This is a genomic window from Brucella ciceri (genome assembly GCF_041930145.1).
Lineage (GTDB): Bacteria > Pseudomonadota > Alphaproteobacteria > Rhizobiales > Rhizobiaceae > Brucella > Brucella intermedia.
In genome coordinates this window covers 18648-39314 of the sequence record NZ_JBHEEV010000004.1, presented here as the reverse complement: position 1 = coordinate 39314, position 20667 = coordinate 18648, and the positions used below count along the sequence as shown (strand labels likewise).

The following is a 20667-nucleotide window of genomic DNA, read 5'->3' as shown; positions in this document are numbered from 1 at the left end:
CATGAAAACAATAGCTTAATATCCTGAAGAAAAGGACTTGTTGCCCTTCGCAAAGCATGTCCTGCTACCCCCAAACAGGAGGACACCATGCTCACCAAAACCAACGCGCCAAGCCTTGAGAATTTCTGGATGCCGTTTACCGCAAACCGGCAGTTCAAGGCAGCGCCTCGCCTGCTCGCAAGTGCTTCGGGCATGTACTACACCGACACCGACGGCAATCAGGTTCTGGACGGCACGGCAGGTCTGTGGTGCTGCAACGCCGGTCATGGCCGCAAGCGCATTACCGAAGCGGTCGAACGCCAGATTTCCACCATGGATTTCGCGCCCACGTTCCAGATGGGCCACAACGTCGCCTTCGACTTTGCCGAAAAGCTAGCCGCCATTGCGCCCGGCGGACCGGATGCGAAGCTCGACCGCGTGTTCTTCACCAATTCCGGCTCGGAATCGGTCGACACCGCACTGAAGATCGCCATCGCCTATCAGCGCGCCATCGGACAGGGCACCCGCACCATGGTTCTGGGTCGCGAAAAGGGCTATCACGGCGTCGGTTTCGGCGGCATTTCCGTCGGCGGCCTCGTCAATAACCGCCGCGTCTTCCCGCAGATTCCCGCCGATCACCTGCGCCACACGCTCGACATCGAGAAGAACGCCTTCTCCAAGGGCCTGCCTGCGCATGGCATCGAACTGGCGGATGATCTGGAACGCCTGGTGCAGCTGCATGGCGCGGAAAAGATCGCTGCCGTCATCGTTGAACCGATGTCCGGTTCGGCTGGCGTCATCCTGCCGCCGAAGGGCTATCTGGAGCGCCTGCGCGCCACGGCTGACAAGCACGGCATCCTGCTGATCTTCGACGAAGTCATCACCGGTTTCGGCCGCCTCGGCACGCCGTTTGCCGTCGATTATTTCGGCGTTGTGCCTGACCTCGTGACCACCGCCAAGGGCCTTACCAATGGCGCCATCCCGATGGGCGCGGTCTTCGCCGGCCGCAAGGTGCACGATGGCCTGATGACCGGTCCGGAAAACGCCATCGAGCTTTTCCACGGCTATACCTATTCCGGCCATCCGGTCGCCTCCGCTGCCGGTCTCGCCACGCTGGAAGTCTATGCCGAAGAGGGTCTCCTGACCCGCGGTGCGCAGCTTGCCGACCACTGGCAGGAAGCGTTGCACTCGCTCAAGGGCGCTTCGAACGTCATCGACATCCGCAACCTCGGTCTGGTCGGCGCCATCGAGCTTTCATCGCGCGAAGGTGCACCGGGTGCCCGCGCCTATGACGTCTTCGTGGATTGCTTCAAGAAGGGCCTGCTGATCCGTGTCACCGGCGATGTGATTGCCCTTTCGCCGCCGCTGATCGTGGAAAAGGAACAGATCGACACGATCGTTTCCATCATCGGCGACGCCATCAAACGCGCAGCCTGACCAACACCCAGGTCATGCTGCCTTTTAGCCGCCGCTGTTCCCCTGCGGCGGCTTTTTTCCACTCCACTTATCCCTGCGAGGGCGTGAAGTTCGCCACCAGCGCATGGCTGTCTCCGGGATAGGTAAAGCGAACATGCGTCACCGGCTGGTCAGCGTTCCACGTCTGGCGTTCGATCACCAGACAGGGCGAACCCAGCGGAATACCGAGCATGCCCGCATTTTCCTGCGTGGCGGCAATTGCGCGGATGGAGTGTTTTGCGCTGCTCCACGGAACGCATGAAACCAGCCAGGGGCCGGGCGAATTTTCGGCAAAGTCTGTTGACGCCGCCGTTGGAACCGCATCCAGACTGATGATGCGCTCCTCCAGGGCAAAGACGCGCTTGCCCGCAAAGTGACGGCAGACAAGTTCCACCAGCGGCGTATGGCGCGGCATATCGATATGCCTTGCGTCGGCTGGCCCGCTCAACCGCTCGCGCCGGCTCGTCAGTTCGAACCGATAGGCGACGCCAAGCGCCGCCACCTCATCGCGAATATCGTGGATTTCGAGGATTGCCGCCTGCGACTGCGGAAAGGAGACGAAGCTTCCCGACCGGCGCTTGCGCTCGATCAGGCCCGCCTTGGCAAGCTGGGTCAGCGCCTTGTTCACGGTCATGCGCGAACAGCCGTACTGTTCCGTCAGTTCATGCTCGAACGGGATGCGATGGCCGGGCAGCCATTCCCCCGACAGGATGCGCGATTCGATATCGTCCAGAATACGCTGATGCAGCGAAAGCGCCGGTGTTTCCTTTGCGATCGAATCTCCGCCAGCCATGCCGTCTCCTGTCAGGCGAGTAATTCGCCTATGGTTTTCTGGAAAGCACGCTCGGCTTCATCGCGCAAGCGGTGACGCCCGCCTTCCACCTGTTTAACGCCGCGCACCCATACATCGTTGATATGGGCGCGACCGCCGAAAATCCAGCCGTCCAGCACCGCGTCGCCTTTTGCATGCGGCAGACGCCCCGCATCAAGCGCAACGAAATCGGCTGAAGCGCCAATTTTCAGGCCATCGCCGGCGCGTCCCATGGCGATATTGCCGCCCGCAACCGCGCCATCGAACAGCGCGCGTCCGGTCGATCCTTCGTTTTCGGCCAGCACATTGCGGGCGCGATGGAACAGACGCTGCGAATATTCAAGCTGTCGCAACTCGTCGCCAATGCCGATCAGCACGTTCGAATCCGAGCCGATGCCGAACTTGCCACCCGCAGCGGCAAACACCGTCGCGTTGAAAGTCCCGTCGCCGAGATTGGCTTCCGTCACCGGACAGAGACCGGCAATCGCCCCCGCCTCGGCCATATGCTTCGTTTCATCGTCGGTCATGTGGGTGGCATGAATGAGGCACCAGCGCGACGACAGGTCCTGATTATCGAGCAACCATTCGACCGGGCGCTTGCCCGACCAGGCGATGCAGTCCTCCACTTCCTTCACCTGCTCGGCCACATGGATATGCACCGGCGCATCGGGCAGAAGCTGCGTAACGACGTTGAGTTCATCCGGCGCGACGGCGCGCAAACTGTGCGGCGCAACACCCAGAACAGCGCCATCGAAACCCGCCAGCGCCTGTTTGCAGCCTTCCAGCAGTCGCGCAAAGCGCTCCGGATCGTTGATGAACCGGCGCTGGCCTTCATTGGGAGCCGCGCCGCCAAAGCTCGAATGCGCATAAAAGACCGGCAGGAGCGTCAGGCCCATGCCCGCCCTTGTGGCAGCGGAGACAATGCGATCCGCCATTTCGGAAAGATTGGCGTAAGGCGCGCCATCACGATCATGGTGCAGGTAATGGAATTCGCCGACGCGCGTAAATCCACCCTCCAGCATATCGACGTAGAGGCGCAGCGCCACGGTTTCCGCCTGTTCAGGCGACATGGTGAGCGCGAATTTATACATGATCTCGCGCCAGCTCCAGAACGAATCGGCGGACGGGCCGCGCCGTTCCGCAAGCCCTGCCATGCCATATTGAAAAGCATGGCTGTGCAGGTTCGGCATGCCCGCGACGACGACCGCATGAGGTTCATCACCCGGCTTCACGGACGAACCCGCATCAAGCGACACGATCTTTCCATCAGCAATGCCGATCCGCACGTCGTCGGCCCAGCCGCTCTCGAGGAGCGCCTGACCGGCATGGACAAAACGTGTTTTGAGCGTGGCATCTGACATGGATAGGCTCTCCTCGACTTCGTTCTCATGCATTTCGACGCAAAGCAGTTTCCGCTTTTGGATCGAAAATGCCCGGGCGCATTTTTTTCTTTGCTGTTCCGGTAATATGTATATACATTATCTCAAAACAGGGGAAGCGAGAAAACGCTCATGCTCAAGAATTCAAGCACCGTTTTCACCAACGCTCGCATTGCGACGCTGGCGGAAAATGCCGCAAATCTCGGTTTGATCGAACGGGCGGCGATTGCCGTCAGGGATGGCAGGATCGTCTATGTCGGCCCCGAAAGCGCGCTGCCGGGTGAATATGATTCCTTCGACAGGATAGATTGTGGCAACCGGCTCATCACGCCGGGATTGATCGACTGCCACACGCATCTTGTCCATGCAGGCAATCGCGCGCACGAGTTCGAACTGCGTCTCAACGGTGCATCCTATGAGGAAGTCGCGCGCGCTGGCGGCGGCATTGTTTCCTCGGTCAAGAACCTGCGTGCCGCCAGCGAAGACGACCTGGTGCGCGAAACCCTGCCCCGCCTCGATGCGCTGATTGCCGAAGGCGTCACCACCGTCGAAGTCAAATCCGGTTACGGTCTCGACCGCGACAGCGAGATCAAGTCCCTGAAAGCGGCTCGCCGTCTTGGCGAAGAGCGCGACGTGGCGATCCGCACGACCTTCCTCGGCGCGCACGCCCTGCCGCCCGAAATGAACGGCGACAAGGCCGCCTATATCGATCGCATCATCAATGACATGCTGCCCGCCATTGCCGCCGAGGGGCTGGCCGATGCCGTCGATGGCTTCTGCGAGGGGATCGCCTTTCTGCCCGATGAAATCACCCGCGTGTTCGATGCGGCCAAGGCCCATGGTCTTGCCGTCAAGCTTCATGCAGACCAGCTTTCCAACCTGCATGGCGCGGCACTTGCCGCGTCCTATGGCGCGCTTTCGGCCGACCATCTGGAATATACGGACGCGGAAGGCGCTGCCGCGATGGCCAAGGCCGGAACCGTGGCCGTGCTGCTGCCCGGCGCCTATTACTTCATCCGGGAAACGCAAAAGCCGCCGGTCGATGCCTTCCGCGCCGCAGGCACCAGGATGGCGCTTGCCACCGACAACAATCCGGGCACTTCGCCGCTGACTTCGCTGCTCCTGACCATGAACATGGGCGCAACGCTCTTCCGCATGACGGTGGACGAATGCATCGCAGGCGTCACCCGCGAGGCCGCACGCGCGCTCGGCATACACGAGCGTACCGGAACGCTGGAGACCGGCAAGGACGCCGATCTCGCCATATGGGACGTCGACCGTCCGGCTGAACTTGTCTACCGCATCGGCTTCAATCCGCTCTGGAAGCGGGTGTTCAAAGGCCAGCTTTAACTCATTTGCAATGGAGCCTTCCATGACCATCATCCTCAAGCCCGGCAGCGTATCGCTGGAAACGCTTGAAACAATCTATCGCGATGGCCTCCCCGTCCGCATTGATCCAGCCTTTCATGCCGGTGTTGAAAAAGCGGCAGCGCGCATTGCGGAAATCGCGGCAGGCGACGAGCCGGTTTACGGCATCAATACGGGCTTCGGAAAACTCGCCTCGATCCGCATCGCGGCAGGCGATGTCGCCACCTTGCAGCGCAATCTGATCCTCTCGCATTGCTGCGGCGTCGGCGAGCCGCTTTCGGAAAACATCGTGCGTCTCATCATGGCGCTGAAGCTGATTTCGCTCGGTCGCGGCGCATCCGGCGTACGGCTTGAAGTCATCACCCTCATCGAAGACATGCTGGAAAAAGGCGTGATCCCGATGATCCCCGAAAAAGGCTCCGTCGGCGCTTCCGGTGATCTGGCGCCGCTTGCGCACATGACTGCGGCCATGATCGGCGAAGGCGAAGCCTTTTATAAGGGCGAGCGCCTCTCCGGCGCAAAGGCGCTGGAAAAGGCCGGCCTGAAACCGGTCGTGCTTGCCGCCAAGGAAGGGCTGGCACTGATCAACGGCACCCAGACTTCGACTGCGCTCGCACTCGCAGGTCTGTTCCGCGCCCATCGTGCGGCGCAGACGGCGCTCATCACCGGCGCCCTTTCGACTGATGCCGCCATGGGATCGGACGCGCCTTTCCATGAGGAAATCCACACGCTGCGCGGCCATAAGGGCCAGATCGATGCCGGTCGGGCGCTGCGTGCCCTGCTCGAAGGTTCCGTCATCCGCCAGAGCCACCTTGAGGGCGACCAGCGCGTGCAGGACCCCTATTGCATTCGCTGCCAGCCACAGGTCGACGGCGCATGCCTCGACATTCTGCGGCAGGCCGCACGCACGCTTGAAATCGAAGCCAATGCCGTCACCGACAATCCGCTGGTTCTCTCGGACGGCCGCGCGGTATCGGGCGGGAATTTCCACGCCGAACCCGTTGCCTTCGCCGCCGACCAGATCGCGCTCGCAATCTGCGAAATCGGCGCGATTTCGCAGCGCCGCATCGCTCTGCTGGTCGACCCGGCCTTGTCCTTCGGCCTTCCGGCTTTCCTCGCCCGCAAGCCGGGGCTCAACTCCGGCCTGATGATCGCCGAAGTCACTTCCGCCGCGCTGATGAGCGAAAACAAGCAGATGGCGCACCCGGCCTCGGTCGATTCCACCCCCACCTCCGCCAATCAGGAAGACCATGTGTCCATGGCCTGCCATGGCGCACGCCGTCTTCTCCAGATGACCGCCAACCTCAATGCAATCATCGGCATCGAGGCGCTGACCGGCGCGCTCGGCGTCGAACTGCGCGAACCGCTGACCACCAGCCCTGAGCTTGCCAGGGTGATCGCCGCGTTGCGCGACCGCGTGCCGACGCTGGAAGACGACCGCTACATGGCCGACGACCTCAGGAACGCTGCCGATCTGGTGGCCGACGGCGTGCTTGCCGGTGCGGTTTCGGGCGGCATCCTGCCATCGCTGGAGGCCTGATCATGAGCGCCTTTGAAGTCCGGCAAGGCACGTCGCCCGTCATTCTGGGCCTTCCTCACACGGGCACGGATGTTCCCGGCGACATCTGGGCGCGCCTCAATGAAAATGGCAGGATTCTCGCCGATACCGACTGGCACATCCACCGGCTTTATGACGGTGTCCTTGAAGGCGCGACCATGGTTCGCGCCACCTTCCACCGCTATTGCATCGACGCCAATCGCGACCCGGCAGGCGTCAGCCTCTATCCCGGCCAGAACACCACGACGCTGATCCCGGAAACCGACTTTGACGGGCTTTCGATCTGGAAGGACGGCGAGGCGCCGACCGAAACCGATATTGCGGATCGCATCGCCCGTTTCCACAAGCCCTATCACGACGCGCTTGCCGCCGAGATCAGCCGTGTCAAGGCGATCCACGGCGTCGCTATCCTATATGACTGCCATTCGATCCGGTCCCATATCCCGTTCCTGTTCGAAGGCAAGCTGCCGGATTTCAACATCGGGACGGATATGGGCAAGACTTGCGCGCCCGCCATCGAAGCCGCCGCTGTCGAGATAACGGGACAGGCCGAGGGCTACACGTCGATCCTCAATGGCCGCTTCAAAGGCGGATGGACGACCCGCCATTACGGCAAGCCCGAAACCGGCGTTCACGCCATCCAGATGGAGCTTGCCCAGTCCACGCATCTGGCTACCGAAGCGGTTCCCTTCGCCTATGACGAGGCCAAGGCGGACAAGCTTCGCGTACATCTCAAATCTCTTTTGCAGCAGCTGGAACAGCTGGCTCCCAAATTAATTTCCTGAGGAGAACATCATGTCCAATCCACGCCATAACGAGCGCGAAGTGCGTGCTCCACGCGGCAGCGAACTCAATGCAAAAAGCTGGCTGACCGAAGCGCCGCTTCGCATGTTGATGAACAACCTCGACCCTGACGTGGCCGAGCGCCCGCATGAACTGGTCGTCTATGGCGGCATCGGCCGCGCCGCCCGCACATGGGATGATTTCGACAGGATCGTCGCGACCCTCAAGACGCTCAACGAAGACGAAACCCTGCTGGTGCAGTCGGGCAAGCCCGTCGGCGTGTTCCGCACTCACAAGGATGCGCCACGCGTCCTGATCGCCAATTCCAACCTCGTGCCGCATTGGGCGACCTGGGACCATTTCAACGAACTGGATAAGAAGGGTCTTGCCATGTATGGCCAGATGACCGCCGGTTCGTGGATCTATATCGGTGCGCAGGGCATCGTTCAGGGCACCTATGAGACCTTTGTGGAAGCCGGTCGCCAGCATTATGACGGCAACCTCAAGGGCAAGTGGATTTTGACCGGCGGTTTGGGCGGCATGGGCGGTGCGCAGCCTCTTGCAGCGGTTATGGCCGGTGCCTGCTGCCTTGCGGTGGAATGCGACGAAACCCGCGCCGATTTTCGTCTGCGCACCCGTTATGTCGATGAAAAGACCCACAGCCTCGATGAGGCCCTGGCGAAGATTGAAGCATGGACCAAGGCTGGCGAGGCAAAGTCCATTGCGCTCATCGGCAATGCAGCCGAAATTTTCCCGGAACTCGTCAAGCGCGGCGTGAAGCCGGATATCGTCACCGACCAGACTTCCGCTCACGATCCGGTGCACGGCTATCTGCCGATCGGCTGGTCCGTCGCCGAATGGCGCGCCAAACAGGAAAGCGATCCCAAGGCCGTTGCTAAGGCTGCCCGCGCCTCGATGAAGGTACAGGTTCAGGCCATGCTCGACTTCTGGAACGCAGGCATTCCAACGGTCGATTACGGCAACAATATCCGCCAGATGGCGCTGGAAGAAGGACTGGAGAACGCTTTCGATTTCCCGGGCTTCGTGCCGGCCTATATCCGCCCGCTCTTCTGCCGCGGCATCGGGCCTTTCCGCTGGGCTGCCCTTTCCGGTGACCCTGAGGATATTGCCAAGACCGACGCCAAGGTGAAGGAGCTGTTGCCGGACAACAAGCACCTGCACAACTGGCTCGACATGGCGAAGGAGCGTATCGCGTTCCAGGGCCTGCCCGCCCGCATCTGCTGGGTCGGCCTGGGCGATCGTCACCGCCTTGGCCTCGCCTTCAACGAAATGGTCAGGAACGGCGAGCTGAAAGCGCCGGTCGTGATCGGTCGCGACCATCTCGACAGCGGCTCGGTTGCTTCACCGAACCGCGAGACCGAAGCGATGAAGGACGGCTCGGACGCCGTCTCCGACTGGCCGCTTCTGAACGCGCTTCTCAACACGGCCTCGGGCGCGACATGGGTGTCGCTCCATCACGGCGGCGGCGTCGGCATGGGCTTCAGCCAGCATTCGGGCATGGTCATCTGCTGCGATGGTACCGAAGATGCCGATGAGCGCATCGGTCGCGTGTTGTGGAACGACCCTGCAACCGGCGTCATGCGCCATGCCGATGCGGGCTATGACATAGCGCTCGACTGGGCGAAGCAGCAGGGCCTGCGCCTGCCCGGCATACTCGGAAACTGAGGTCGAATGGCGCTCACGATCCTCAAGGCCGAAAACCATCGCCGCATGCCGTGGAAAAACGGCGGCGGCGTCACGGTCGAAATCGCCATTCATCCGCAAGGCGCGTCAGTCGATGATTTCGACTGGCGCGTTTCCATGGCCACGGTGGCCAGCGATGGCCCGTTTTCCGTCTTTCCCGGCATCGACCGCACATTGTCGGTGCTGGAGGGAGACGGCATCCTGCTCGATGTCGAGGGGGAGGAAACGAAGCTCACCCGCGAAAGCGCGCCGCTGGCTTTTGCCGCCGATGCGCGTTCCAGCGCGCGGTTGATCGGATCGGCCATTACCGATCTCAACGTCATGACACGGCGCGGTCGCCTCGCCCATAAGGTCAGGCGCCTGCCTGTCGATGGCACCACATTGACCGTGGCCGATGGCAACCCGGCGCTCCTTTTCTGTGCCGAAGGCCAGCTCGATTTGAGTTCAGGTTCCGGGGCAGTTCGCCTGGAGAAACTGGACTGCGCGGTTTTCGCAGGCGGCAACGCCGAGCCCTTGACGATCAGGGGCAAGGGAACCGCATTTCTGATCTCGATTGTTGCAATCTGACCAGAGCCGTCCGCAGCAGGCAGACAGCCCGCACGAAAAATATTCCCTTAAAACATTCAGTGGCATATGAAAGGGCCGCGACTTGTGTCGCGGCCCTTTCACTTCAGGATGCATCCCACATGGCCGTTTCAGCAGAAGACCTCGAAAACCGTATTGTCTACGTCAACGGTGAATATGTCCCCGCCCGCGATGCACGCATTTCCATCTTTGACCGCGGCTTTCTGTTCGGTGACGGCATCTATGAAGTGACCGCCGTGCTGGAAGGCAAGCTTATCGACAGCGAACCGCATATGCGGCGCCTGCGCCGCTCGACCGGCGAGATCGGCATTCCGATGCCTATGGATGAAAACGAGATCGTCGCCGTCGAGCGCGAGCTGATCCGCCGCAACAATCTGACCGAAGGTCTGGTCTATCTGCAGGTGACACGCGGCGACGGGCGCGACCGCGATTTCGTGCCTGCAAAGGGCATGAAGCCATCGGTTGTCCTGTTCACCCAGGACGCGAACCTGCTCGACAAGCCTGCGCTGAAAACCGGCGCGCGCGTGCTGTCGCTGGAAGATCTGCGCTGGAAGCGCCGCGATATCAAGACGGTCTGCCTGCTGCCGCAGGCGCTCGCCAAGGAAATCGCCAAGAATGCCGGCTGCGATGAAGCGTGGATGATCGAGGACGGCTATGTGACCGAAGGTGCGTCGTCCACTGCTTATATCGTCACGCAGGATGATGTCGTCGTCACGCGCCCGAACAGCAATTCCATCCTGCCCGGCTGCACGCGGCTTTCGCTCCTGCAACTGATCGCGGAAACCGGCATGAAGCTTGAAGAGCGCCCCTTCACCATCGATGAAGCCTATGCAGCAAAGGAAGCTTTCCTCACCAGCGCAGGCACATTCGTCACGCCGATCACCGTCATTGATGAGAAGTCTATCGGTGATGGCAAACCCGGCCCTGTCGCCCAGCGCTTGCGTGAAATCTATCTCGATCACGCCCGCCGTACGGCGATCTGAAAACTGAACTGCCGCCTACCAGCGAGGCGGCTAAGATTTTGGTTATGGCGAGCCGAAAATGGCGGAGTTTGAGAACCGAAGCGCAGCGTACTTCTGAACATAATCCCGAAAAGTTGCAGACTTTTCGGATAAGATTATGTGCCTAAAGAAGGTACGTGAGCACCGGAAGCGCAAAACAACGCCATTTGCAGGCCGCCAGAGCCGAAATATCAGCGCTTCTGGTTATAGACGTCGATACAGACAGCCCCCAGCAGCACGATCCCCTTGATGACCTGCTGATAGTCGATGCCGATGCCGAGGATCGACATGCCGTTGTTCATGACGCCCATGATGAGCGCGCCGATCACCGCACCCGTCACACGGCCCACACCGCCATAGGCCGATGCGCCGCCGATGAAGCAGGCCGCGATCACGTCCAGCTCGAAGCCGATACCGGCCTTCGGCGTTGCCGTGTTGAGGCGCGCCGCGAAGACAAGACCGGCAAGTGCTGCCAGCACGCCCATATTGACGAAAGCGAGGAAGGTCAGCCGCTCGGTCTTCACGCCGGAAAGCTTTGCCGCATGGCGGTTTCCGCCCACTGCATAGATTTGCCGTCCGAGCACAGTCCGGTTGGTGAGAAACGCATAGGCCGCAATCAGAACCGCCATGATGATGAGCACATTCGGCAAGCCGCGATGCATGGAAATCAAGAGCGACAGATAGGCAATCGCTGCAAAGAACAGAATGTTCTTGATGACGAACAGGCCGAACGGCTCCGTTTCCACTTCATGGGCAATATGGCGCTGGCGTGATTTCACGTTCTGCCAAATCATGAAACCGGCAAGCAGCACGCCGATGATGAGCGACGTCAGATAGACACCGCCGGTCGTACCGATGATCTCCGGAATGAAGCCGGATGACAGTTTCTGGAACACGACCGGAAACGGACCGACCGACTGCCCGCCCAGCACGGCCAGCATCAGGCCCTTGAAGACCAGCATGCCCGCCAGCGTGACGATAAAGGACGGAATATTGAAATAGGCGACCCAGAACCCCTGTATCGCGCCGATGAGCCCGCCCACCAGCAGGCACAGAATTGCCGCGATGGGAAAGGGCACGCCGAGCCTCACCATCATCACGGCGGCAAGCGCGCCGATAAAACCGCAGACCGAGCCGACCGAAAGATCGATATGGCCGGTGACGATGATGAGAAGCATCCCCAATGCCATGATGACGATATAGCTGTTCTGCAGCACCAGATTGGTGAGGTTCAGCGGCTTCATCAGCACGCCGCCCGTCACGATCTGGAAAAATATCATGATCGCGACCAGCGAGAGCAGCATGCCGGATTCGCGCAGATTGTTCTTGAGATAACGCCCCACGCTGCTTGCAGGAACTTTCGATCCACTGCTTCCGATGATATTCTCGCTCATTGCCGTTTTCCCTTGTTCCGCATGATGGCGCGCATGATGTTTTCCTGCGTTGCTTCCTCGCCGGCGACTTCGCCGACAAACGCACCTTCATGCATGACGACGATGCGGTCGCAGATACCGATCAGTTCCGGCATTTCCGAAGAAATGACGACCACGCCCTTGCCACTGTCTGCCAGTGAATTGATGATTGTGTAGATGTCGTATTTCGCGCCGACATCGATGCCGCGCGTCGGCTCGTCGAGGATGAGCACGTCGGGGCCGGTGAAGAGCCACTTCGACAGCACGACCTTCTGCTGGTTGCCGCCCGAAAGCGTGCCTGTCTCCTGATAGACGTTGTGGCAGCGAATGCTCATCTGCTCGCGATAGGAATTCGCGATCTTCATTTCGCGAATATCGTCGATGACGCCTTTCGGACTGACGCCGCGCAAATGCGCGAGCGAGATGTTGCGCGAAATGTTCTCGCCCAGAACGAGGCCGAGCTTCTTGCGGTCCTCGGTCACATAGGCAAGCCCTGCCTTGATCGCCCGCGCCACGGTGGAAATGTCCGCCTGCCTGCCGTTGATGCGTGCGTCGCCGCTGATATTCGTTCCCCATGAACGCCCGAAAAGGCTCATGGCGAATTCCGTGCGGCCCGCGCCCATCAATCCGGCGATGCCGACGATTTCGCCCGCCCGCACCTTGAACGATACGTTCTTGACCGAATGCCGCTCGGGATGCAGCGGATGATAGACCGACCAGTTATCGACTTCGAAGATGACTTCGCCGATCTTGGGAGCACGCTTCGGGTAGCGGCTTTCCAGGTCGCGATCCACCATCTTGCGGATGATGTCGTCCTCCTCCACTTCGCCTGCATGACAATCCAGCGTGGCCACCGCCTTGCCGTCGCGCAGCACGGTGATCTTGTCGGCGACCTCGCGGATTTCATTGAGCTTGTGCGAAATGAGGATCGACGTGATGCCCTGCGCGCGAAACTCCCGCAGAAGCGCCAGCAACGCCGCGCTGTCGGTCTCGTTGAGGCTCGCGGTCGGTTCGTCGAGGATCAGAAGCCGCACACGCTTCGACAATGCCTTGGCGATTTCGACAAGCTGTTGCTTGCCCACGCCGATATCGGTGACGAGCGTATCTGGCTGTTCCGACAGGCCGACCTTCTGCAAAAGCTCCCGGGTGCGCCTGTGCACCGTGCTGCGGTCGATGACGCCATAGCTCGCGGGCGGATTGACGAGGAAAATGTTCTCGGCAATCGTCATCAGCGGTATGAGCGCCAGTTCCTGATGGATGATGACGATGCCAAGCGCTTCGGAATCGTTGATGTCACGAAACTGCCGTTCCTCGCCGTCGAAGAAGATCGACCCCTCATAGCTGCCATGCGGATAGACCCCCGACAGCACCTTCATCAAGGTCGACTTGCCCGCCCCGTTCTCACCCACAAAAGCGTGGATCTCGCCCGGCATCACGGTAAAATTGACATCGCTCAGCGCTTTGACAACCCCGAAAGACTTGCTGATGCCGCGCATTTCCAGAAGCGGCTTGCCGGCGATATCCGGCTCGCCGTCAGGCTGCTCGCGCAGGACAGGATTGGCTACATTCATCGCTCGCTCCCATTACAAATTCTGCAACCATTGCCCGGGCCAGAAAGACAACGCTGTCAATCGCCAAGCCTACCCCAGCCGAAAGGCTGGGGAGTTTGGGGCAATGGCTTGCAGAATAGTTCCGGGCACATCCTCCGATACGCCCGGAACAATAAATTACTGAATCTGGTCTTCCTTGTAGTAACCGCTATCGACCAGAACCTGCTTCCAGTTCGACTTGTCGACGATCACCGGCTTGAGCAGGTAGGACGGCACGACCTTGACGCCATTGTCATAGGTCTTGGTGTCGTTGACTTCCGGCTCCTTGCCGCTCATCAGCGCATCGACCATGTCGACCGTGACCTTGGCGAGTTCACGGGTATCCTTGAAGATGGTCGAGTTCTGCTCACCGGCGAGGATCGACTTCACCGAAGGCACTTCCGCGTCCTGACCGGAGACGACCGGCATCGGCATGTCGCCACTGCCATAGCCTACACCCTTGAGCGACGACAGGATACCGATGGAAATGCCGTCATAAGGCGACAGGACCGCATCGAGCTTCTTGTCGGCATAATAGGCGGAAAGGATCGAATCCATGCGGGCCTGAGCGGTTGCACCGTCCCAGCGCAGGGTCGCCACCTTGTCCATGCCGGTCTGGCCGCTGCCGATAACGACCTTGCCGCTATCGATATAAGGCTGAAGCACCGACATCGCGCCGTTGTAGAAGAAGTAGGCGTTGTTATCGTCAGGCGAGCCGCCGAAAAGCTCGATATTGAACGGGCCCGGCTTGTTCTTCAGGTCCAGAGCCTTCTCGATGGACTGCGCCTGCAGCACGCCGACCTGGAAATTGTCGAAGGTCGCATAGTAATCGACATTCGGCGTATCGCGGATCAGGCGATCATAGGCGATGACCTTGATGCCTGCGTCATGTGCCTTGGCCAGCACGTCGGAAAGCGTCGTGCCGTCGATCGATGCCACAACGAGAACCTTGGCGCCCTTGGTCACCATGTTTTCGATCTGCGCAAGCTGGTTGGGCACGTCGTCTTCGGCGTATTGAAGATCGGTCTGGTAGCCGCGTTCCTTCAGCACCTTGACCATGTTGTCGCCATCGGCGATCCAGCGCGCCGAAGACTTCGTCGGCATGGCGACGGCGACAAGACCCTTGTCTTCCGCATGCGCCAGACCGCTAAAGGCAAGCGCGGCCATCGCGACTGCCAGTGTTAGAGATTTCATGCCTGCCATTGTCTCACTCCCAAATTGGGACAGGTTTTTCTGCCTGTCGTTCTCCCAAAATTTCCGCCCCCACCTTCCGGCCACGCGGAATTCTTCCCGTCGCGAAGCTCCTCAGCCCGCGATCTTGTCCCATGCCGCAACCGCGCGCTCCGCACGTTCACGAACTTCGGCCGCCGTAAAGCCGGCCTTGTAGAGACTGGAACCCAAACCGAAGCAGCTTACTCCCGCTGTCCGATAGGTCGCAAAATCAGCCTCGGAAACGCCACCCACGGCGCCGACCGGAACATCTTTCGGCAAGACGGCGCATACCGCCTTGATGCCGTCAGCACCCAGCACGCTGGCCGGAAAGAATTTCAGCGCCGACGCGCCTGCGCGGATGGCCGTGAAAGCCTCCGTCGGCGTGAACACGCCCGGCATTGTCACCATGCCATGCTGTCCGGCACGGCGGATGACCTCCGGCTCGACATTCGGGCTCACCAGCAGCCTGCCGCCGACATCATTGAGGCGGTCCACATCTTCAACGGTCAGCACCGTTCCCGCGCCAATCAGCACATTGGCAGGCGCGAGCTTCGCGGCCTTTTCGATCGACACAAACGGCTCCGGCGAATTGAGCGGGATTTCGATAGCCTCGAAACCCGTCTCGATCAGCGCGCCGACAATCGCCTCGGTTTCCTGCCAGCGGATGCCGCGCAGGATAGCGACCAGCGGATAGCGCAATTTCGGCCATGCGATGCGCCCGCTCATTGCGCAATTCCTCCGAAGGCGTGTCTTGCCGCCATGAAAAGGCCATCCCGCACCAGCTCGTCCGCCGCCACGCGCCGGACCTTCAGCCCCGCGATTTCAAGCGCGCTGGCATAAAGCGCCCCCATCGTGTCGTCCGAAAGGAGCAGCACTTCTTCAGGTCCGCCATGGAGCGTGCGCCCGCCAGCGACTTCCAGCCCGATCAGCAGGCCCGACAAACGGGCCAATTGGTCCGTCGGCTTGCGATCATGCACGAGCCAGCCTGCACGAACGGAAAAAAGCGCGTTGGAAATCAGCGCCGGGCTTTCCAGCGAGGCTTTCACACCCGCAGCGAAAGCCTCGCCATTCGGATCGACCGCACCCGCACCTTCCAGCGCACCGGCCAGCACCGATCTGTCCTTCAGGAGAGCGAACATTTCGCCGGTCATGAAGGTGCGGTAATCGGCAAGTCCGCCATCGGCAATCCGCACCCATTTGGCATGGGTGCCGGGCATGACCACCACCGCATCCCGCGTTCCGCGATGCACAAGGCCCAGAAGCTTGGTTTCCTCGCCACGCATCACGTCCGGGGCCAGTTCATCCCGACGCGCGACACCCGGCAGCATGATAACGTGGCGACGCGCAGGCACGCGCACCGCCGCCTTCACGATGCCCTCCAGCCCGGCGGGCAGGCTCATATAGGGCGCTTCGATCCAGCCGGTCCGCGAACCGGCCATGCCGCATATCACCACCGGCAGATCGTCCGCTGCGCCGACAGAAGCAAGGTGCCGTTCGAGCGTTGGCTCGAAACCGGCTTCCTTTGCCTGCAGCAGACCGTCATCGCCGCGGCTTTCGCCCAGCACATTGCCATCGGCATCCAGCGTCCAGAGGCGGAACCGGGTGGTGCCCCAGTCCGCTACTGCTGCAAATGGCTTTTTATCGAGAGCCATCGGGACCGGCCTTAGTGATTGTCTCGCGGCAGGCCGCGCGTATGCGCGATATCCTGATACTTGACCGCATTTTCCAGAACCGCGCCGGTTTCCATCTGGCCGACAACGGCGCGCTGGATTTCCTGCCACGGCGTCTGGCTTTCCGGATATTTATAGCCGCCCGCAGCTTCCAGCGCCTTGCGGCGCTCGGCCAGTTCCTCATCCGAGATGAGAATATCCGCCGTGCCGCGACCGAGATCGATGCGCACGCGGTCGCCGGTCTTCAGAATGGCAAGACCGCCGCCCGCCGCAGCTTCCGGCGAAGCGTTGAGGATCGAAGGCGAACCCGATGTGCCCGACTGGCGACCGTCGCCGATGCAAGGCAGCGAAGTAACGCCCTTCTTCAAGAGGTAATCCGGCGCGCGCATGTTGACGACTTCCGCCGCGCCCGGATAGCCGATCGGACCGGCACCGCGCATGAACAGCACCGTATGCTCGTCGATTTCCAGCGACGGATCGTCGATGCGGTGATGATAATCCTCCGGTCCGTCAAACACGACCGCCTTGCCCTCAAAGGCATTCGGGTCCTTGTCATCGGACAGGTAGCGATTGCGGAACTCGTCCGAAATCACGCTCAGCTTCATGATCGCCGACGAGAACAGATTGCCGCGCAGCACGCGGAAACCGGCATGCTTCTTCAGCGGCTGATCATAGGTCTTGATGACATTGCTGTCTTCGATGGTCGCGTTCCTGCAGTTCTCGCCGATGGTCTTGCCGTTGACGGTCAGCGCGTCCTCATTGATGAGGCCCTGCCCCATCAGCTGATTGACGACAGCCGGTACGCCGCCGGCATGGTAATAGTCCTCGCCGAGATATTCACCGGCGGGCTGAAGATTGACCAGAAGCGGAATTTCCTCACCATATTTCTGCCAGTCATCCACCGTCAGGTCCACGCCGACATGACGGGCAAGGGCGTTCAGGTGGATCGGCGCATTGGTCGAGCCGCCGATAGCGGAATTGACGCGGATCGCATTGACGAAGGCATCCTTCGTCAGAATATCCGACGGCTTCAGGTCTTCGTGAACCATTTCCACGATGCGGCGTCCGGTGAGATAGGCCACCTCCTGACGGTCGCGATACGGCGCCGGGATGGCGGCGGAACCGGGAAGCTGCATGCCGAGCGCTTCGGCAAGCGAGTTCATTGTCGTCGCCGTGCCCATCGTGTTGCAATAGCCGGTCGATGGAGCAGACGAAGCAACGAGCTTCACGAAGCCCTGATAGTCGATTTCACCCTTGGCGAGCAGTTCGCGCGCCTTCCAGACGATGGTGCCCGAACCGGTGCGTTCGCCACGGAACCAGCCATTGAGCATCGGTCCGACCGAAAGGGCGATGGCCGGAATGTTGACGGTTGCCGCAGCCATAAGGCAGGCGGGCGTGGTCTTGTCGCAGCCGATCGTCAGCACCACGCCGTCGAGCGGATAGCCATAAAGCACTTCCACGAGGCCGAGATAGGCAAGGTTGCGGTCGAGACCCGCCGTCGGGCGCTTGCCGGTTTCCTGGATCGGATGGACCGGAAACTCGATGACGATGCCGCCAGCCTCACGCACGCCTTCGCGCACGCGCTTGGCCAGTTCCAGATGATGACGGTTGCAAGGCGAGAGGTCGGAACCCGTCTGCGCAATGCCGATGATCGGACGACCGGACTGCAGCTCTTCCTGGCTCAGGCCGTAATTCATGTAGCGCTCCAGATAGAGCGCGGTCATGTCGACATTATCGGGATTGTCGAACCAGGCGCGGGAGCGGAACTTTGGCGGTTTCGGAGAGACGGGCTTGTTCATTTCATTGTCCTGCGTGGGTGAGAGACCGGACAGCGGTCTCGATTCCTTCGACGCCGATCCTTAAAATCAGATCGACATTCCAAATGTTTGGTTCATCGCGCATCTTGTCCGAAAACCGTTTTACACTTTTCGGGATGCGCTTTAATCTTCAAATGCTTCGACGACATGCCGCTTTCCGAGCAGAAACGCATCGGCCACATGGGTCAGCGGAGCGAGATCGACATCCGAACGCCCCGCACGGATCAATTGCACGAAACGCTTGTAAAGTCGTTGATATTCGCGGTCCGGCTCGGCCATCTTCTCGGTTCCGGCAATGGCCAGGCGGCTGCCGCCATGGCTGAGCAGAACCGTGCCCTTGTCGGTCTCGACGCGAATGTCCCAGGTCTGGGGGCCGGTCTGGCGCCAGTCCAGCTCAAACGAAACCGGCAAGCCGCTTTCCGTCTCAAATTTGAGATCGGCGGCAATCGGCGCTGCGCGGTTTTCAGGAAAATACAGATCGGCCTGCGTCAGGAAAAAGCGCTCCGGCAGGATATGCGTCACGATGGAAAGCGCATTGATGCCCGGATCGAACACACCGAGCCCGCCCGGCTCCCATATCCATTGCTGGCCGGGATGCCAGTGGCGCACATCTTCCTTCCATATGACCGAGACCGAACGGATTTCCGCATCTTTCAGGAATTCCCGCGCCGGTTCGACCGCCGCCGCTTCCCGCGAATGCCATGTGGCATAAAGCGTCACGCCTGCCGCTTGCGCAAGCCGTTCCAGCGCCTGCACTTCCGAAATGGTCGCGCCCGGAGGTTTTTCCAGCATCACATGCTTGCGCGCCTTCAGGGCGGCGTAAGCCTGTTGAAAACGCCCTTGCGGCGGCGTGCAGAGCGACACCGCGTCAATGGCGACATCGCTGCCAAGCAGCGCATCGATATCGTGAAAGGACGGCAGGCCGTCCAGCCCGGCATTGCGGCTGGCGATGGCTTTCAGCTCGATGCCCTCGACGGCCTCGATGGACGGCAGATGCTGGTCGCGCGCGATCTTGCCGAGACCGACGATTGCGACAGCGATGTTCGATTCAGCCGCCATTTCAGAGCGCCTTCACAACAACGTCTTCGGCGGCCGCCTGCGCCAGCCTGTTGACCAGCGGATAGCGGAACGGCTTGGCGGAAATCTCGAACTGGTCGCCAGTTTCCGTCTTCACACCTTCCGAGAAGGACAGGGTCGCCGTGCCGAAGAAGTGGACATGAATGTCGCCCGGACGGCGGAACAGCTCATATTTGAAATGGTGATGTTCCAGATTGGCGATGGTGTGCGACATGTTCGCTTCGCCCGACAGGAACGGCTTTTCAAAAATGATCTCATCGCCGCGACGAATGCGCGAAACGCCTTCCACATGATCCGGCAGCGCGCCAACATAGAGCTCCGGCCCAAGCGCTGCCTGTCGCAGCTTGGAATGGGCGAGCCAGAGATAGTTCTGCTTTTCGGTCACATGGTCGGAAAACTCGTTGGCAAGGCAGAAGCCGAGCCGGAACGGCGTACCATCCGGGCCGATCAGATAGATGCCAGCGAGCTCCGGCTCTTCGCCGCCATCTTCGGCAAAGGAAGGTGAAACCAGTTCGCCGCCGGTAGCGACCAGCGCGGAGCCGTCGCCCTTGTAGAACCATTCCGGCTGAACGCCGGTCTCACCCGGCTTCGGCTTGCCGCCTTCGACGCCCATCAGGAACATGCGCATGGAATCGGTCGGCTTCTCGGCAGCCTGCGCAGCCTTGTGCATCTTGTCGCGGCCATCGGCGGAACCCAGATGCGTCAAGCCCGTACCGGCCACGATCAGATGCGCCGGATCGGCATGCGTGATCGGCAGGCCGACGCGGCCCGCTGCCAGGGCGGCATCGATATCGACAGCTTCGCCCTTGCCGCTCTTCGCCACCTGTTCTTCAAGGCTGATGCCTGCGGCAATTGCCGCCGAGGCCAGTTCATAGGTCGTTGCCACGCCCCTGACGACATGCGCCGCTCCCTCGTCATTGCAGGCAGCCACACGCATTTCTCCGCTTTCGTCGCGGAACTGGACCAGACGTAACATTAAACCTCCCGTTTTCCGCATTACCCTTTGCGGAATTCACCCTGACCGCTTGAAAAACACCAGAAGGCGTCAATCCACGGTTCGCGTTATTAATATGACTATTTTGCTGCAGCCTGCTTTGTCAAGCAAGCAGACGCCCCCACATGCATCGTTCAGAAAAACTGCTCCCCGCGCAATGATACAAGCCTTTGTTTCATATTCATAAATTTTGATATGGCCCGTTTGTCGCACCAGCATTTTATTGGGAATTATCGAAAGGCGCTTGCCATAAAGTAATATTATATGCTTCAT

17 protein-coding genes are annotated in these 20667 nt (G+C 60.6%); 7 read left to right on the top strand and 10 right to left on the bottom strand.

Annotated elements, in window-relative coordinates:
* The first annotated feature begins 87 nt into the window (after positions 1-87).
* Positions 88-1416, top strand: coding sequence for an omega-aminotransferase AptA (gene aptA, locus JNC63_RS08935; protein WP_063620660.1), 1329 nt, complete (start codon positions 88-90; stop codon positions 1414-1416).
* A gap of 67 nt (positions 1417-1483) precedes the next feature.
* Here the strand turns inward: aptA and hutC are convergent, their stop codons facing one another.
* Positions 1484-2227: a histidine utilization transcriptional repressor HutC gene (hutC, locus tag JNC63_RS08930; RefSeq protein WP_006467494.1), complete on the bottom strand. Its 744-nt coding sequence runs from the start codon at positions 2225-2227 to the stop codon at positions 1484-1486.
* 11 nt (positions 2228-2238) lie between these two features.
* Complete coding sequence (locus JNC63_RS08925) at positions 2239-3606, bottom strand: formimidoylglutamate deiminase (RefSeq protein WP_063620659.1); 1368 nt, start codon at positions 3604-3606, stop codon at positions 2239-2241.
* Between the two features lie 150 nt (positions 3607-3756).
* Between JNC63_RS08925 and hutI the strand changes: the two genes are divergently transcribed.
* The 6 genes from hutI to JNC63_RS08895 all read left to right on the top strand — a co-directional run bounded on the left by hutI (position 3757) and on the right by JNC63_RS08895 (position 10605).
* Entirely contained in the window at positions 3757-4974 is a 1218-nt protein-coding gene (gene hutI, locus JNC63_RS08920; protein ID WP_063620658.1) for an imidazolonepropionase, read from the top strand.
* Positions 4975-4996: 22 nt separating this feature from the next.
* Complete coding sequence (gene hutH, locus JNC63_RS08915; RefSeq protein ID WP_025090576.1) at positions 4997-6532, top strand: histidine ammonia-lyase; 1536 nt, start codon at positions 4997-4999, stop codon at positions 6530-6532.
* Between the two features lie 2 nt (positions 6533-6534).
* Positions 6535-7335, top strand: a complete 801-nt coding sequence (gene hutG / locus JNC63_RS08910; RefSeq protein ID WP_063620657.1) for an N-formylglutamate deformylase — start codon at positions 6535-6537, stop codon at positions 7333-7335.
* A gap of 10 nt (positions 7336-7345) precedes the next feature.
* A complete protein-coding gene (gene hutU, locus JNC63_RS08905) occupies positions 7346-9019 on the top strand; it encodes a urocanate hydratase (RefSeq protein ID WP_021587051.1) in 1674 nt (557 codons plus the stop codon).
* A gap of 6 nt (positions 9020-9025) precedes the next feature.
* Complete coding sequence (locus JNC63_RS08900) at positions 9026-9604, top strand: HutD/Ves family protein (protein ID WP_063620656.1); 579 nt, start codon at positions 9026-9028, stop codon at positions 9602-9604.
* A 119-nt stretch (positions 9605-9723) separates the two neighbouring features.
* Positions 9724-10605, top strand: a complete 882-nt coding sequence (locus JNC63_RS08895) for a D-amino-acid transaminase (protein WP_063620655.1) — start codon at positions 9724-9726, stop codon at positions 10603-10605.
* A 209-nt stretch (positions 10606-10814) separates the two neighbouring features.
* Here JNC63_RS08895 and mmsB read toward each other — a convergent pair whose 3' ends face one another.
* The 8 genes from mmsB to araD1 all read right to left on the bottom strand — a co-directional run bounded on the left by mmsB (position 10815) and on the right by araD1 (position 20376).
* Positions 10815-12017, bottom strand: a complete 1203-nt coding sequence (mmsB, locus tag JNC63_RS08890) for a multiple monosaccharide ABC transporter permease (RefSeq protein ID WP_006467502.1) — start codon at positions 12015-12017, stop codon at positions 10815-10817.
* Positions 12014-13606: a multiple monosaccharide ABC transporter ATP-binding protein gene (gene mmsA, locus JNC63_RS08885; protein ID WP_063620654.1), complete on the bottom strand. Its 1593-nt coding sequence runs from the start codon at positions 13604-13606 to the stop codon at positions 12014-12016. The genes mmsB and mmsA overlap by 4 nt, the downstream gene beginning before the upstream one ends.
* A 156-nt stretch (positions 13607-13762) precedes the next feature.
* Positions 13763-14827, bottom strand: coding sequence for a multiple monosaccharide ABC transporter substrate-binding protein (gene chvE, locus JNC63_RS08880; RefSeq protein ID WP_006472962.1), 1065 nt, complete (start codon positions 14825-14827; stop codon positions 13763-13765).
* A 102-nt stretch (positions 14828-14929) separates the two neighbouring features.
* Complete coding sequence (locus tag JNC63_RS08875) at positions 14930-15562, bottom strand: 2-dehydro-3-deoxy-6-phosphogalactonate aldolase (RefSeq protein WP_021587055.1); 633 nt, start codon at positions 15560-15562, stop codon at positions 14930-14932.
* Complete coding sequence (locus JNC63_RS08870) at positions 15559-16488, bottom strand: 2-dehydro-3-deoxygalactonokinase (RefSeq protein ID WP_063620653.1); 930 nt, start codon at positions 16486-16488, stop codon at positions 15559-15561. The genes JNC63_RS08875 and JNC63_RS08870 overlap by 4 nt, the downstream gene beginning before the upstream one ends.
* Before the next feature lie 11 nt (positions 16489-16499).
* Positions 16500-18305 carry an IlvD/Edd family dehydratase gene (locus JNC63_RS08865; protein ID WP_063620652.1) on the bottom strand — a complete coding sequence of 602 codons (1806 nt, stop codon included), beginning with the start codon at positions 18303-18305 and terminating at the stop codon, positions 16500-16502.
* 141 nt (positions 18306-18446) lie between these two features.
* On the bottom strand, positions 18447-19382 hold the full coding sequence (locus JNC63_RS08860) for a Gfo/Idh/MocA family protein (protein ID WP_063620651.1): 936 nt from the start codon (positions 19380-19382) through the stop codon (positions 18447-18449).
* 1 nt (position 19383) lies between these two features.
* Positions 19384-20376 (bottom strand): AraD1 family protein, encoded by a 993-nt coding sequence (araD1, locus tag JNC63_RS08855; RefSeq protein ID WP_063620650.1) that lies wholly within the window; start codon positions 20374-20376, stop codon positions 19384-19386.
* Positions 20377-20667: the final 291 nt, after the last annotated feature.

Excerpts from the sequence above, each read along its gene's own strand:
- JNC63_RS08925 (WP_063620659.1), bottom strand. The coding sequence starts at position 3,606 with ATGTCAGATGCCACGCTCAAAACACGTTTTGTCCATGCCGGTCAGGCG.
- chvE (WP_006472962.1), bottom strand. The coding sequence starts at position 14,827 with ATGGCAGGCATGAAATCTCTAACACTGGCAGTCGCGATGGCCGCGCTT.
- hutU (WP_021587051.1), top strand. The coding sequence starts at position 7,346 with ATGTCCAATCCACGCCATAACGAGCGCGAAGTGCGTGCTCCACGCGGC.
- JNC63_RS08870 (WP_063620653.1), bottom strand. The coding sequence starts at position 16,488 with ATGGCTCTCGATAAAAAGCCATTTGCAGCAGTAGCGGACTGGGGCACC.
- araD1 (WP_063620650.1), bottom strand. The coding sequence starts at position 20,376 with ATGTTACGTCTGGTCCAGTTCCGCGACGAAAGCGGAGAAATGCGTGTG.
- JNC63_RS08865 (WP_063620652.1), bottom strand. The coding sequence starts at position 18,305 with ATGAACAAGCCCGTCTCTCCGAAACCGCCAAAGTTCCGCTCCCGCGCC.
- hutG (WP_063620657.1), top strand. The coding sequence starts at position 6,535 with ATGAGCGCCTTTGAAGTCCGGCAAGGCACGTCGCCCGTCATTCTGGGC.
- hutH (WP_025090576.1), top strand. The coding sequence starts at position 4,997 with ATGACCATCATCCTCAAGCCCGGCAGCGTATCGCTGGAAACGCTTGAA.
- mmsB (WP_006467502.1), bottom strand. The coding sequence starts at position 12,017 with ATGAGCGAGAATATCATCGGAAGCAGTGGATCGAAAGTTCCTGCAAGC.
- JNC63_RS08895 (WP_063620655.1), top strand. The coding sequence starts at position 9,724 with ATGGCCGTTTCAGCAGAAGACCTCGAAAACCGTATTGTCTACGTCAAC.
- JNC63_RS08875 (WP_021587055.1), bottom strand. The coding sequence starts at position 15,562 with ATGAGCGGGCGCATCGCATGGCCGAAATTGCGCTATCCGCTGGTCGCT.
- hutC (WP_006467494.1), bottom strand. The coding sequence starts at position 2,227 with ATGGCTGGCGGAGATTCGATCGCAAAGGAAACACCGGCGCTTTCGCTG.
- mmsA (WP_063620654.1), bottom strand. The coding sequence starts at position 13,606 with ATGAATGTAGCCAATCCTGTCCTGCGCGAGCAGCCTGACGGCGAGCCG.
- hutI (WP_063620658.1), top strand. The coding sequence starts at position 3,757 with ATGCTCAAGAATTCAAGCACCGTTTTCACCAACGCTCGCATTGCGACG.
- JNC63_RS08900 (WP_063620656.1), top strand. The coding sequence starts at position 9,026 with ATGGCGCTCACGATCCTCAAGGCCGAAAACCATCGCCGCATGCCGTGG.
- aptA (WP_063620660.1), top strand. The coding sequence starts at position 88 with ATGCTCACCAAAACCAACGCGCCAAGCCTTGAGAATTTCTGGATGCCG.
- JNC63_RS08860 (WP_063620651.1), bottom strand. The coding sequence starts at position 19,382 with ATGGCGGCTGAATCGAACATCGCTGTCGCAATCGTCGGTCTCGGCAAG.